Source organism: Nakamurella sp. A5-74 (assembly GCF_040438885.1).
Taxonomy (GTDB): Bacteria; Actinomycetota; Actinomycetes; order Mycobacteriales; family Nakamurellaceae; genus Nakamurella.
In genome coordinates this window covers 2,707,135-2,719,770 of record NZ_CP159218.1, presented here as the reverse complement: position 1 = coordinate 2,719,770, position 12,636 = coordinate 2,707,135, and the positions used below count along the sequence as shown (strand labels likewise).

Sequence of the window (12,636 nt, the reverse complement as noted above, 5' to 3'; positions counted from 1 at the left end):
CGCGTCAGCGGAAGACGACGGTGGTGGTGCCGTTGAGCAGCACCCGCTCCTCGGTGTGCCAACGGACGGCGCGCGCGAGTACATGGGCCTCGACATCCCGGCCGAGCGCGACCACCTGCGCAGGGGTGAGCGCATGGTCGATGCGGGCGATGTCCTGCTCGATGATCGGTCCTTCGTCCAGGTCGGTGGTGACGTAGTGGGCCGTCGCGCCGATGATCTTGACGCCCCGTCGGTGCGCCTGGTGATAAGGCTTGGCGCCCTTGAAACTCGGCAGGATCGAATGATGGATGTTGATCGCCCGTCCGCTCAGCGCGGCGCACAGGCCGGGCGACAGAATCTGCATGTAGCGGGCCAGGACGACCAGATCGATCCGGTGCTGCTCGACGAGGGCCAGCAGCTGCCGTTCGGCCTCGCGCTTGCCGGCCGGCATCACCGGCAGATGGTGGAAGGGCAGCCGATAGCTGTCGACCATCCGCGCCAGCGCGGTGTGGTTGGAGACCACGCCCAGGATGTCGACCGGCAGTGCGCCGCTGTCCCAGCGGAACAGCAGGTCGTTGAGACAGTGGCCCTCGGTGCCGGCCATCAGCAGGATTCGCTGGCGGCGGCTCTGGTCGGAGAGATGCCAGGTCATACCGAACTGCTCGGCGACCGAGGTGAACTGCCGGGTGACCGACTCCTGGGTCACGGTGCCCGATGGCTGCCGCGGGTCTGCGCGGAACTGCACCCGCATGAAGAACCGTCCGCTGTCCGGATCGCCGTACTGCTGGCTCTGGGTGACGGTGCAGCCCTGCGCGAGCAGGAAGCCGGTGACGGCGTGCACGATGCCGGCCCGGTCGGCGCAGGCGAACCGGAGCACCAGCTCGGCCGGCGGGGCGGTGTCGGGCGATGGCGTGCTCACGGCTCTCCTGGGGGTCGGGTACGCGCTCCGGAAGGGAAGACCTCCCGGCCACGACGTCTGCCCATTGTCGACCACGACCACGACGGGCCGGACTCAGCAACAGCCGCACCAGGCTCCGACACCCGATGGCTCACCGCTCCCGTGGCGGCGGATTCTCCTCCCACTCGCGCAGCAGGGAGGCAGCCGCGTCCTGGAAGGCGAACTCCGCCCATTCGCGTGCGGTGGTGTGATGTTCCGCATCTTGGACACTCGGGTCGGCGCCGGACTCGAGCAGCTCGACGATCCGCTCGAGGTCACCGTCCCAGGCAGCCTCGTGAAGTGCGGTGGCGCCGTCTTGCACGACGGCCCCGCGCTGGACGATGTCGGCGTCGATCCCGGCGGACCCTGGCCCGAATCCGTGCTGCGCCAACAGGTCCAGCCGATCCGTCATCCGGTGGTCCAGCGCCCAATCGACCTGGCGGTGCATCATTTCGGCGATCGACTCGGTGGCCGCACCGAGCCTGCGACGCCAGGGCCCACCGTCGCCGGTCCCGAGTCCGTGTGCGAACAGCAGCTCGAGGTGTTCGGTGCCCCGCCGGAACATCCGGTTGTACAGCGTCTGGGCATCGTTCGGTTCCGCGCCACGGCTCAGCAGCACCGCCGCCAGCTCCCGCCACTGCGGGTGCGCGGGTTGCCGCCCGGCGCCCATCTCGCCCTCACCGAAGACACCGGTCAGGACGGTGAACGGGGTCGCGAGACCGCCCCAGAGGATCCCCGCGTCGACATCAGCGCCTGCGTCGAGCAGCACGGTCGCGGTGGCCTGGGCGTTTCCGACATCGATGCGCGCGTAGGTCAGCGACATCAGCGGGGTCCAGCGCATCGAACCGCCGAGCTGGTCAACCGGGACTCCGGAGGCCAGGGCCCCTCGCACGGCGGGTACGTCCCCGGCCGCGGCAGCGGCGTGGATCGACCGCTCGGGCAGATCGGGTGTGGTGCGCAGCAGGTCCCGCGCGGCCGCCCACCGGGGCGGGGCGTCGAGCCGGTCGTAGCGCAGGCAGGCGAGCGCGCAGAACCGCGCAATGTCGTCCGTCGGACGGTCGTCGTCGGGCGCGGTGCGGCCGAGGACGACCACCTGGTCCAGGTAGCCGCGCAGCGCCGGCCAGCCGGTGAACCCGTAGCTCCGGGCGACGACCAGCTGGGCGGCGGCGAGCGGAAAGTTCTGCGCCACAGCGATATCGGGACGGGGATGCAGTCGCGCGAGGCGCTGCAGGGCGTCCGGGTCGTCTCGCCGCCAGGCACCTTGCAGTGCGCGGGAAAGCCCGCGAAGCTTCTCGAGAGAGGGGGAATCGGGGAGAGAACTGGCCATGACGGCCTCCTTTCGTCAGCCCGTGTCCGCGGGGTGGGCCGAAAGGAGGGTCGGTCCTGAAGTTCGGGGGAGTGACAGGGAGGCTGCGAGCTCCCGGGGGAGGCCTCTTCGAGCGGACGTCCGGCGTTCCTGCGCGCCGGGACCGAGGGTACGCCGTCGCCGGGAGCCGCAAGAGATCGGTGTCGGCGGGAACCGGACCGTAGGCTGGGGGCCATGAGCGTTGCGGTGCGGGTGATTCCCTGTCTGGACGTGGCGGACGGGCGGGTGGTCAAGGGGGTGCAGTTCCTGGACCTCAAGGATGCCGGCGACCCGGTGGAGATGGCTCGGGTGTACGACGCCGAGGGCGCGGACGAGCTCTGCTTCCTCGACATCACCGCGACCAGTGACAATCGCGCCAGCGCGTACGAGATGATCACCCGGACGGCCGAGCAGGTGTTCATCCCCCTGACTGTCGGCGGCGGGGTCCGCAGCACCCACGACATCAATGCGTTGTTGCGGGCCGGGGCGGACAAGGTCTCGGTGAACTCTGCGGCCGTCGCCAGGCCGGACTTCCTCCGTGAAGCCGCCGACAGGTTCGGTTCGCAGTGCGTGGTGCTCGCCGTCGACGCCCGGCGGACGAGCGAGGAGGGCTGCCCGTCCGGCTTCGAGGTGACCACCCACGGTGGCCGTCGGGGGACCGGCATCGATGCGGTGGACTGGGCTCGACGGGGAGCGCAGATGGGTGCCGGGGAGATCCTGCTCACCAGCATGGATGCTGACGGTACGAAGGCCGGGTTCGATGTGCTGATGCTGCAGGCGGTCCGCGCGGTGGTGGACGTCCCCATCGTCGCCTCCGGCGGGGCCGGCACCCTCGACCACTTCCCGGAGGCGGTCAGAGCCGGAGCGGACGCGGTGCTGGCCGCCTCCGTCTTCCACTTCGGTACCTTCCGGATCGCCGAGGTGAAAGCCGCGCTGGCGGCCGACGGGCACGTGGTGCGGGCGAGTGGTACCACCGCCGGGGCTGTGGGGAGCTGATCGTGGCACCGTCGAACGAGGAGCACGTCATGATTCCGGACCTCCTGCGCTGGAACGATTCGGGGCTCATCTGTGTGGTCGTCCAGCAGTACGACTCGCACGAGGTACTGATGGTGGCCTGGATGGATCGCACAGCGCTGGAACGGACGCTGGCCACCGGTCGGGCCACCTACTGGTCGCGCTCCCGCGGCGAGTACTGGGTGAAGGGGGAGACCTCCGGGAACACCCAACGGGTGGTGGAACTCAGGCACGACTGCGACGGCGACACGCTGCTGCTGCTGGTCGACCAGTCGGGCGCTGCGTGCCACACCGGGACCCGTACGTGTTTCGACGGCCGGGTGGTTCCGGGCGCGAGTTCCTCACGGGCGACCGCAATCTGAGGCGTCGCGCGACGCACACTCAGTCCCGGTGTGCCTGCTGGACCAGCAGTTCCCTTGCTCGCCGGACGGCGGGATGGTCCACGACCGCGGGTCGGACGGAGAGCATCACCCGACGACGTGGCGATGGATCCTGCAGCGGGATCGCCACCACGTCTGCCGGGAGCGACCGGCAGCCCAGATCGGGAAGCACCGTGATGCCGACCCCGGCAGCAACGAAGGCGATCGCCGAGGGGTAGTCGTGTGCCTCGAGTCGGAAGTCGGGGGCGAAACCTGCTGCGGCACAAGCGTTCAGCACGATCGTCCGGCAGGGTCCCCTGACCACGTCGTTGTCCACCCAGTCCTCGTGCTGCAGTTCGGTGAGCGGCACCCGGTCCCGAAGTGCGAACGGGTGCGTGCGATGGACCACCACCCGGTAGGGCTCGTCGACGAGTTCGATCGCCGGCGATGTCCGGCTCTCGGCTGCGGCAGGCAGGGCGGGATCCTCGACGAAGACCTCCAGGTCGGGTTCCGTCGGATGGTCCTGTGCGAGCTCGACCAGTCGCAGACTCAGCCGCAGATCGGGGAACTCCCGGGCAAGGGTGGCGACCACGGGAGGCACCCAGGCAGTGCCGGCGGAGGCGATGTACCGCAACGTCAACCGGCCGACCCGGCCGGCCCGCAGATCATCGGCCACCGATTGCAGACCGGTGAGTTCGCGGAGCACCCGATCGGATTCCTCGGCGAAGCGCCGACCGATCGCGGTGGTCACGATCCCGCGTCCGCTGCGTTCCACCAGCGTGAGCCCCGTCTGCTTCTGCAGGGCGGTGAGGTGCTGGCTGACCGCGGAGGGGGTGTATCCCAGTGCCGTTGCCGCCCCGCCGACGGAGCCGGCGGCGACCACGGCTCGGAAGACGCGCAGACGGTGGGTGTCGAGCATGACTGCAGCCTAGCCACTGTTCAGCAGTGCTGAACAGTCATTGAGAAAGGCTCGCTTGTGCTGAACAGACCGGCGCGGGAGCATTCCCGTCATGACCGAGATCCCGGCCTCGCACTCCAACGACGGCACGACGACCACTGCAGCCGGCATCACCGATGCCGAGCCGGCGCCCAGAGAGTGGAAGCCGGCTGCGGCCGTCGTCGCCGTGCTGCTGATGTGGGCGTCAGCGTTCGTGGCGATCCGGGGGATCGGGACGTCGTTCTCACCGGGTCCGCTGGCGCTGGGACGAATGTTGGTCGGTGGTCTGGTGCTTGCTGTTTTCGCCGTCCGCGCACGCCGGCCCCTGCCGCAGGGCAGGGCCCTCGGGATGGTGGCCGCCTACGGGCTGCTGTGGTTCGCCGGCTACAACGTGTTGCTCAACGCCGCGGAGCGGCATCTCGACGCGGGGACGGCCGCCATGCTCGTCAACGTGGCTCCGATCCTGGTCGCCGTCGGGGCCGGAGTCTTTCTGCGGGAGGGCTTTCCGCGGCAGCTCCTGGTGGGGATCGGGATCGCCTTCATCGGCGTCGTGTTGATCGCGTTCGGTGGATCCGGCGGCCACAGCGACGGTTTCGGGATTCTGCTGGGGCTCGTCACCGCGGTGCTGTATGCGGCCGGGGTGCTGACCCAGAAGGTCGCGCTGAAGACCGTCGACGCCCTCACTGCGACCTGGGTCGGCTGCGGGATCGGGGCGCTCGCCCTGCTCGGTTGGCTCCCCTCCTTGATCCGGGAATGGAGCGCCGCCGGGACGACGCCGGTCCTGTCGCTCATCTACCTGGGGGTGTTCCCGACAGCGATCGCCTTCAGCCTGTGGGCCTATGCCCTGCAGCGATCGGACGCCGGTGTGCTCACTTCCTCGACCCTGGCTGTGCCCGCGATCGTGGTGCTCGCTTCGTTGCTGGTGCTCGGCGAGGTGCCCACGATCTGGGCGATCATCGGCGGCGCCGTGGCGCTGACCGGAGTGGCGATCGGTCGGGTACGGCGGCGGCGGACGAACTCCGTCACTGCCGCAGGGTGATCGCGGGTAGTCCGAGTGCTTCCGGTGGTGTGGTGGTGTAGCGGTGTCCGGTGGGGGTGGTGATGGTGACGGATCATCGTGTTGAAGCGCCCCAGGTTCCGTGCCGCTCTCATACGGGTTGCGGCTCTCTGTTGAGGGCCGCGTAGTGGGCTTGCTCGTACTCGACAGGTGGGACGTTTCCCAGCGTGCCATGCAAGCGCCGATTGTTGTACCAGTCGACCCAGCACGCGGTGGCGTACTCGACGTCCGCGATGCTTTTGTACGGGCGGCGTGGAACACGGTGGTCCGTGCGCACTCGGCCTTGTACAGGCCGTTGATCGACTCCATCAGCGCGTTGTCGTAGGCGTCGCCCACAGATCCGATCGACGGCGATGTGCCCTCCAACGCCAGGTGATCGGTCAGCAGCACCGACGTGTACTGCGACCCGGCGTCGAAGTGGTGGACCAGGGTGCCGGGGACTGCGGGGTGGCCCTGCCGGCCGCTTTCCCACACGCCATCCGCAGCGGGATCATGACCAGCTCGGTCTCCTTCGAGGTGGCGGCGTGCCAGGCCACGATCCGTTGGGCGAAGACGTCCATGATGAACGCCACGTACACCCATCCCGCCCAGGTCCGCACGTAGGTGAAGTCGGTGACCCACACCCGGGTCGGGGCCGGCGCGGTGAAGTCCCGGTCCAGCAGGTCACAGGCATGCTTTCCATCCTTCGCCGGGATCGTCGTCCGGACACCCTTGTCCCGTCGAACCCCGTTGAGGCTCAACAATTTCATCGCCCGATCCACCGCCCCGGCACTGACATCATCATCGACTGTGCGGCGCAGCAGCGCAGTCATTTTCCGTCGCCCGTACAACCCCTCCGGGGTCAGCTGCCGTCGACCCTGGCTGTCGACGGTCCAGGCCGCGGACCGCACCGCGTCCACGCCGTACGCATCGCTGATCACCCTGGCCGCCGGCCGGCCGTCCCGCCAAGCCCGGTAGGTTCGCGCGGCGACCTGGCAGCCCTGCTCGCGCAGTACCCGGCAGATCGACCCGACCGCCTGACCCTCGCTGCGCAAGGAATCGATGAACCCCATGATCAACGGGTGCGGGGGTCGAGTTCCCCCGCGAAGAAAGTTGTCGCCGCTTTCAGGATCGCCACGTCCTCACGCAGCTGCCTGTTCTCGGCCTTGAGCTTCCGGATCTCTTCCAACTCCTGGGTCGTGACACCGTCCCGGCCACCGGCATCGACATCGGTCTGCACCACCCACCGTCGGACGGACTCCTGCCCGACGCCCAACTGCTTCGCCACAGCCGCTGACGCGGCCGTCAGCGACGCGTACTGCCCGCGGTGCTCAGTGACCAGCCGCACCGCACGAGTACGGAGCTCCGGATCGATCTTCTTCGGCATGCTGCTCATCCTTCCAACTCACAAGGATGCGGCAGGAAACCTGGGGCGCTTCAGGATGTGCCGACCGTGGGCGGTGCGGCATCCCCAGGCTGCCTGGCGCGGATGAACTCCGCGCGTCGATATGGCCCGGGCGCGGAGGCTGGATGTTCGCACATCGTCCACCCCGGGTTCACCTGCTGATGCTCTGCTGGGGCAACAACTTTCGCCACCAACGTCCACACTTGTGAGGTCGGCATGCAGCACAGTCACGGCGGTCACGTCCACGAACATTCCCACACCGACGGCCATCGACACGATGGGGGCGAGCCAGCAGTGCTCAGCCCCGCGGTCGACCTGAGCATTCAGGACAGCGACCTGGCACCCAACGATCTCGGGCGGAGGCGTTTCTTCCGAGCGGCCGGTGTGCTGGGCGCCGGCGCGGCGGCCGCGGTGATCGCCGGTCCGGGAACGGCCGCCGCGACCACCCCGGCCGGTCAACCGGTGAAGGTGCCTCGCGGCGGCTACCAGTGGCTGGCCGGGGATCACCACATCCACACCCAATTCTCCCCGGACGGGCTGTACCGGGTCATCGACCAGGTCCGCCACGCCAATGCCTACGGCCTGGACTGGATGGTGATCACCGACCACGGCACCATCCAGCACGCCAAGATCGGCGTGGAGAAGGTCAACCCGGACATCGTCGCGGCCCGCCGCGACGTGGCCGACACCCTGGTGTTCCAGGGTTTGGAGTGGAACATTCCGGCCGCCGAGCACGGCACCGTGTTCGTCCACCCGGGCCGCAATGAGGTGTCCGTCCTCAAGGCGTTCGAGAACGGCTACGACGGGGCAGTCAAGTCAGCGACCGCGAACACCGCGGCCAACGAGGCCTTGGCGGTGGCCGGCCTGCATTTCCTGTCCGACTCCGTGGCCTCGCGGCGGGTCTCGGATGCCCTGATGTTCGCCAACCACCCGGCCCGCAAGGGCATCGACTCGCCGCACGAGATCCGCGGCTGGCGCGACGCCGCCCCGAAGATCGCCGTCGGAATGGAAGGCGCACCCGGTCACCAGGCCGCCGGCATCCCGAAGCCGTACGGCCCGGGCTCGGGCCGCGGCTTCTACGACAACAGCCCCGATCCGGCGGCCAGCTTCCCCGGCTACCCCCTGGAGAGTTACCGCACCTTCGGCGGTTTCGACTGGATGACCGCCACCGTCGGCGGCTTGTGGGACAGCCTGCTCGCCGAGGGCAAACCGTGGTGGATCAGCGCGAACTCCGACAGCCACCAGGTCTGGTCCGACACCTCCCAGCGCGGACCCGGCAGCGATTTCACCACCAACGGCTACTACAACGACCCCGTACACATCACCGCACCGCAGCTGGCCAACGGCGATTTCTGGCCCGGCTACTACAGCCGCACCCACGTCGGCTCCGACGGCTTCTCCTACGCCGCCGTCATGCAGGGCCTGCGAGCCGGCCGAGTGTGGGTGGATCACGGCGGACTCGTCGACGCGCTGGACGTCCGGCTCCGCGCCGGCCACGATGAAGTACCCCTCGGCGGGGTGCTGCACGCCCGCCGCGGCACCCCGGTCACCCTGCAGATCCGGATCACCCCGGCACGGCTGCCGAACTGGTCGGAGTTCCTGCCCAGTCTGGCCCAGGTCGACGTGATCCGCGGCGCGGTCACCGGCCAGGTCGACGACCGGGACACCCTCGCCGCCCCGCACACCCGCGTCGTGAAGTCCTACGACGTCAGCGGCCAGAGCCGCACCATCGTGCTGACCTACCCGCTGGGTCGCCTCGATGACGGCTTCTACGTGCGGCTCCGCGGTTCTGATGGAAAGCGGTTGGCTCCCGGCTTGATGGGCGCCGCAGTGGATCCCGCAGGCCCGAAGATGGACGTTGTCGGCGACGCCGACCCATGGAATGACCTGTGGTTCTACACCAACCCCATGTGGGTGCTGCCCAACAACAAATGACCAGCACCGTCATGACCAATACCGCCGTGACCGGCACCATCGACACCGTCGACGCACGACGCCCGACCCCGTTCGAGCAGATCGTGGGAATTGACGGTGGACTGCCCGGTGAAGCAGCGGCCGAGCACTTCCTGGCCCGCGCGATCCATGCGCTGCGCCAGGAAGGGGTTCACGTCGGCACCGCGGCCACCCACCGGGCGCAGGTGGACGAAATTCCGCACGTCTCCCTGTCCCTCTCGATGTCGCCGACCGCTGACGCTGCCGGTGTGGTCGAACTGCTCTCATCCCTACTCAACACCGCGGGAACCACCACCGGAGCGATCTGGACCGGCGGATCCGGGATCGGACTGCCGGCCCTGCAGGGCTCCGCAGAGCAGGCCGCTGCCGCCCACCATGACCGCAGCAGCGGCCGGGTGGTGCGGTTTCCCGGCAGCGACAAACTCACCGGCACAGTCACTGTCGCTGATGTGCTGAGCACCGCGATAGACCGCATCGAAGTACTCGGTGGCGGCGACCCGGCACCCGGTTCACTGCTGGTCACCCGCGATTTTCTGCGCCCCCGCTGGAACTCCGGCCGGCTGGTCCTGCATGTCCAGCCGGCGGTCGGCGACACCTGGGTCCCCTTCGAAACACCGAAACCGACTCCGTGCTGCGCCAACCACAACTGACGCAGCACCAACCCTCTCGATTAAGGAGTGTCATGAAATCAGGCCGCATCGTGATGGTTGCGCTGGCCGCCGAGCTGTTGCTCGCAAGCCTGGGCGGAGTAGCTGCAGCCAGCCCCATCGCCCCCTCCTCCGGTGACCACACCAAGGGCGGTCATCCCGATCCAGCGTTCACATTCGCGGTCATCGGCGACATCCCCTACGGCGCCACGCAGATCAGGGAGTTCCCGGAACGGATTGCGCAGATCAACGCCGACCGGCAGGTGCAACTCGTCGACCACCTCGGCGACATCAAGAACGGCTCGTCCACCTGCGACGACGCCTACTACGGCAAGGTCAGGTCAGAGTTCGACACCTTCCGCAACCCTCTCGTCTACACCCCGGGCGACAACGAATGGACCGACTGTCACCGCACCAACAACGGCGCCTACAACCCGCTGGAACGACTCGCCGCCGTCCGACAAGACTTCTTCCCCAGGCCCGGCCGCACCCTGGGACAGCACCCGATCCGCGTCACTTCCCAAGTCGCCCACGGCTACCCAGAAAACGTCAGCTACCAGCGGGGCGACGTCGCCTTCGCCGCCGTCCACCTGGTCGGCAGCAACAACAGCCTCGCTCCCTGGACCGGCCTCGGCCTGACCGCACCCACCCCGGAACAAAGCGCCGAAGTCCTGGGCCGCACCGCCGCCGACATCCAGCTGATCCGCGACACCTTCGCCGCAGCCCGCCGCGACCACAACCGGGCAGTGGTACTTCTCACCCAAGCCGACATGTTCGACGCCACCGTTCCGGCACCCACCTACGCCGACTACTTCGCCTTCACACCCGTAGTCGCCGCCATCGCGCAGGAAAGCCGAAACTTCCGAGGACCGGTATACCTGTTCAACGGCGACAGCCACGTCTTCCGCCAGGACACCCCACTCGCGGCAGGATCCAAGTGGCTGCCGTTCTACCAACTGACCACGCCCGTCAGCAACCTGCACCGGGTCACCATCGAAGGATCCACCGACGCCGACGAATGGCTGAAAGTAACCATCGACAAACACAACCCTGCCGTACTGACCTGGCAACGAATCCTGTACTCCTGACAACCAGCGGTGCTGAACACACCTCCGAGCAGGGCCGGCCAGTGAACGACTCAGACCTGTCGACCCGTGTCCGGCAGTGGCACCCGCTACCGGTGACGGACGATCCTGTGAATCATCCCAGGAAACCTGGGACGCTGATTCAAGCATCGGAAGTGCCGGGCCGGTCGGTTGGAAGGCTCTCCTTGGCTCGTGACCCCACCGGGTGTCTTCAGCAAGATCGAATCGCCGGCGAGTGGGTGAGCGAGCCCCGCGGCGGGTAGGGCGTTATCCGCCGGCGACGTCGAGGAGGAAATCGGTGCCGAGCCCGAGAATGAAGCCGCCCAGCAATGCCGTGCTGAGCAGGATGGGTTTGGCGGCTCGGGCTGCGACGACGGCGAGTTGCAAGATCACATACAGGATCGATCCTGCGGCGGTGGCGAGGAAGGCGATGTTCAGGGTGTCGCTGACGTAGGACTGCCCGATGAGAGTTCCGAGGAAGGTGGGTCCGCCGCCGATGATGCCGAGCATCAGCAGCAGCTTCCAGCTGGGTCGGATGGGCTCGCCGGCGGTGGGTCCGACGATGCCGAACCCCTCGGTGGCGTTGTGCGCGGCGAAGCCGATGACCAGCAGCAGCGCGAGGTCGGTCGCGCCGCCGGCCGCTGATTGGCCGATGGCCAGGCCTTCGGCGAAGTTGTGGACGCCGATGCCGATCGCGATCAGGAGGGCCAGCTGCTGTCCGCTGGTGACGATCAGCCGTCCTCGACTGGTCAGTTCTGCGGTGGCTACCGCGCCGGGGCCGAGGCTGGGGCGGCGGCCGGAGATCCACTGTTCGTAACCGGCGAGCGCGATCAATCCGAGCGCGAGGCCGGCGACGAGTAGTGCGGCGTAACCGATGAAGGTGCCCCAGCCGGCGTGATCGTCGTTGGCGGCTTCCAGGGCGGCTTCGACGGGTGCGATGCCGGCGCTGAGGACGTCCCACAGAAGGAAGACCAGGATGCCGATGGCTGCGCCGTTGAGCGCCAGTCGGGTCCGCGGCGCGACCGAGCGCAACCGACCCAGGGGCAGTCCCAAGAGGATGGTGAATCCGGCGATCGCGCCGAGGACCGTTATCTGACCTGGACCCATTTGGCCACCTTCCTGCTCCGTCGCAGATAGCCTAGGCAATCCTAACTAGTCGGGCAAGTGAGCGTGACGTGCGTGCGTTGGTGGGCGGCCACACCCCGGTTGATCTGCGTCGCTTGTCACTGACCGAGGGATCCGACGGCGCGTGCGATGACCAGCAGCGATGTCACGAGGGCTGCAGTCGCCTCGATCCCCATCAGTATTTTCGCCCGGGGGGTGAGGGGCATCGTGTCGGTGGGGCTGAAGGCGCTGGAGTTGGTCAAGGACAGATACAGGTAGTCCAGAAACGTCGGTATCCAGCCGGATTTGCCGCTCGAGTTGACCGCGACCTCGATGACCGCGTCGTCGTTCTCGTCCTGGGAGAACCGCCAGTCTGCCGGCGGTAGTTCGTCGCGACGCATTTTGCGGCGGGCGACGGGGCCGCCGCGGTCCAGTTCCCAGAACAGCAATCCGAAGCCGATGACATTGGTGAGCCAGACCTGCATCGCGGCCACGAGCAGGCCACCGGGGGGTGCGCTGTGGCTGGCCAGTGTCGCGACGAGCAAGCCCAGCGAGATCAGGTTCGCGAGAATCACCAGGCACGCCAGGCACACCGACGCCGCCCGCGACCACCGGCTCCCGCGGGTCATCCGGGTCCGGCTGGTGGCCAGGAGGGCGATCAGCAGCGCTGCCTCGATGGCGGGGATGACGAAGCGCGGCGCGAACAGGACCGACCCGGGCAGCACCGCGTACACGGCGATGGCAACAACAACGCCGGCTGCAGGCGGCAGCAGCCTCTGGCCTTTGGCAGTGCGGCGATGGCTGAGTTCTTCGTCCAGCGGATCGGTACCCACGC

General features: G+C 68.2%; 14 protein-coding genes. 6 read left to right on the top strand and 8 right to left on the bottom strand.

Annotation, left to right across the window (positions count from 1 at the left end):
• Positions 1-4 precede the first annotated feature (4 nt).
• Positions 5-898: a formyltetrahydrofolate deformylase gene (gene purU, locus ABLG96_RS12495; RefSeq protein ID WP_353647712.1), complete on the bottom strand. Its 894-nt coding sequence runs from the start codon at positions 896-898 to the stop codon at positions 5-7.
• 130 nt (positions 899-1,028) lie between these two features.
• Positions 1,029-2,243 (bottom strand): hypothetical protein, encoded by a 1,215-nt coding sequence (locus tag ABLG96_RS12490; RefSeq protein ID WP_353647711.1) that lies wholly within the window; start codon positions 2,241-2,243, stop codon positions 1,029-1,031.
• A gap of 213 nt (positions 2,244-2,456) precedes the next feature.
• Between ABLG96_RS12490 and hisF the strand changes: the two genes are divergently transcribed.
• Together hisF and hisI are read left to right on the top strand one after the other, a co-directional pair.
• Complete coding sequence (hisF, locus tag ABLG96_RS12485) at positions 2,457-3,257, top strand: imidazole glycerol phosphate synthase subunit HisF (protein WP_353647710.1); 801 nt, start codon at positions 2,457-2,459, stop codon at positions 3,255-3,257.
• Positions 3,258-3,286: 29 nt separating this feature from the next.
• Entirely contained in the window at positions 3,287-3,637 is a 351-nt protein-coding gene (hisI, locus tag ABLG96_RS12480; protein ID WP_353647709.1) for a phosphoribosyl-AMP cyclohydrolase, read from the top strand.
• A 19-nt stretch (positions 3,638-3,656) separates the two neighbouring features.
• Here hisI and ABLG96_RS12475 read toward each other — a convergent pair whose 3' ends face one another.
• Positions 3,657-4,553: a LysR family transcriptional regulator gene (locus ABLG96_RS12475; RefSeq protein WP_353647708.1), complete on the bottom strand. Its 897-nt coding sequence runs from the start codon at positions 4,551-4,553 to the stop codon at positions 3,657-3,659.
• 91 nt (positions 4,554-4,644) lie between these two features.
• On the opposite strand from ABLG96_RS12475, the gene ABLG96_RS12470 reads away from it, so the two are divergent.
• Positions 4,645-5,610, top strand: a complete 966-nt coding sequence (locus ABLG96_RS12470; RefSeq protein WP_353647707.1) for a DMT family transporter — start codon at positions 4,645-4,647, stop codon at positions 5,608-5,610.
• A 109-nt stretch (positions 5,611-5,719) separates the two neighbouring features.
• On the opposite strand, the gene ABLG96_RS12465 is transcribed toward ABLG96_RS12470, so the two are convergent.
• The 3 genes from ABLG96_RS12465 to ABLG96_RS12455 form a co-directional block, all read right to left on the bottom strand.
• Positions 5,720-5,905, bottom strand: a complete 186-nt coding sequence (locus ABLG96_RS12465; RefSeq protein ID WP_353647706.1) for an integrase core domain-containing protein — start codon at positions 5,903-5,905, stop codon at positions 5,720-5,722.
• A gap of 103 nt (positions 5,906-6,008) precedes the next feature.
• A complete protein-coding gene (locus tag ABLG96_RS12460; protein ID WP_353647705.1) occupies positions 6,009-6,680 on the bottom strand; it encodes a DDE-type integrase/transposase/recombinase in 672 nt (223 codons plus the stop codon).
• 2 nt (positions 6,681-6,682) lie between these two features.
• Positions 6,683-6,994, bottom strand: a complete 312-nt coding sequence (locus ABLG96_RS12455; protein WP_353647704.1) for a transposase — start codon at positions 6,992-6,994, stop codon at positions 6,683-6,685.
• A 234-nt stretch (positions 6,995-7,228) separates the two neighbouring features.
• Between ABLG96_RS12455 and ABLG96_RS12450 the strand changes: the two genes are divergently transcribed.
• The 3 genes from ABLG96_RS12450 to ABLG96_RS12440 are packed head-to-tail and all read left to right on the top strand — an operon-like array spanning position 7,229 to position 10,700.
• Entirely contained in the window at positions 7,229-8,947 is a 1,719-nt protein-coding gene (locus tag ABLG96_RS12450) for a PHP domain-containing protein (protein ID WP_353647703.1), read from the top strand.
• Entirely contained in the window at positions 8,944-9,615 is a 672-nt protein-coding gene (locus ABLG96_RS12445; RefSeq protein ID WP_353647702.1) for a hypothetical protein, read from the top strand. The genes ABLG96_RS12450 and ABLG96_RS12445 overlap by 4 nt, the downstream gene beginning before the upstream one ends.
• A 32-nt stretch (positions 9,616-9,647) precedes the next feature.
• Positions 9,648-10,700 (top strand): metallophosphoesterase, encoded by a 1,053-nt coding sequence (locus tag ABLG96_RS12440; protein WP_353647701.1) that lies wholly within the window; start codon positions 9,648-9,650, stop codon positions 10,698-10,700.
• Positions 10,701-10,964: 264 nt separating this feature from the next.
• On the opposite strand, the gene ABLG96_RS12435 is transcribed toward ABLG96_RS12440, so the two are convergent.
• Together ABLG96_RS12435 and ABLG96_RS12430 are read right to left on the bottom strand one after the other, a co-directional pair.
• A complete protein-coding gene (locus ABLG96_RS12435) occupies positions 10,965-11,804 on the bottom strand; it encodes a zinc permease (RefSeq protein ID WP_353647700.1) in 840 nt (279 codons plus the stop codon).
• 116 nt (positions 11,805-11,920) lie between these two features.
• Positions 11,921-12,634, bottom strand: coding sequence for a hypothetical protein (locus ABLG96_RS12430; protein WP_353647699.1), 714 nt, complete (start codon positions 12,632-12,634; stop codon positions 11,921-11,923).
• Positions 12,635-12,636: the final 2 nt, after the last annotated feature.

Excerpts from the sequence above, each read along its gene's own strand:
- ABLG96_RS12455 (WP_353647704.1), bottom strand. The coding sequence starts at position 6,994 with ATGCCGAAGAAGATCGATCCGGAGCTCCGTACTCGTGCGGTGCGGCTG.
- ABLG96_RS12435 (WP_353647700.1), bottom strand. The coding sequence starts at position 11,804 with ATGGGTCCAGGTCAGATAACGGTCCTCGGCGCGATCGCCGGATTCACC.
- ABLG96_RS12460 (WP_353647705.1), bottom strand. The coding sequence starts at position 6,680 with ATGGGGTTCATCGATTCCTTGCGCAGCGAGGGTCAGGCGGTCGGGTCG.
- ABLG96_RS12490 (WP_353647711.1), bottom strand. The coding sequence starts at position 2,243 with ATGGCCAGTTCTCTCCCCGATTCCCCCTCTCTCGAGAAGCTTCGCGGG.
- hisF (WP_353647710.1), top strand. The coding sequence starts at position 2,457 with ATGAGCGTTGCGGTGCGGGTGATTCCCTGTCTGGACGTGGCGGACGGG.
- hisI (WP_353647709.1), top strand. The coding sequence starts at position 3,287 with ATGATTCCGGACCTCCTGCGCTGGAACGATTCGGGGCTCATCTGTGTG.
- ABLG96_RS12470 (WP_353647707.1), top strand. The coding sequence starts at position 4,645 with ATGACCGAGATCCCGGCCTCGCACTCCAACGACGGCACGACGACCACT.
- ABLG96_RS12450 (WP_353647703.1), top strand. The coding sequence starts at position 7,229 with ATGCAGCACAGTCACGGCGGTCACGTCCACGAACATTCCCACACCGAC.
- ABLG96_RS12475 (WP_353647708.1), bottom strand. The coding sequence starts at position 4,553 with ATGCTCGACACCCACCGTCTGCGCGTCTTCCGAGCCGTGGTCGCCGCC.
- ABLG96_RS12440 (WP_353647701.1), top strand. The coding sequence starts at position 9,648 with ATGAAATCAGGCCGCATCGTGATGGTTGCGCTGGCCGCCGAGCTGTTG.
- ABLG96_RS12445 (WP_353647702.1), top strand. The coding sequence starts at position 8,944 with ATGACCAGCACCGTCATGACCAATACCGCCGTGACCGGCACCATCGAC.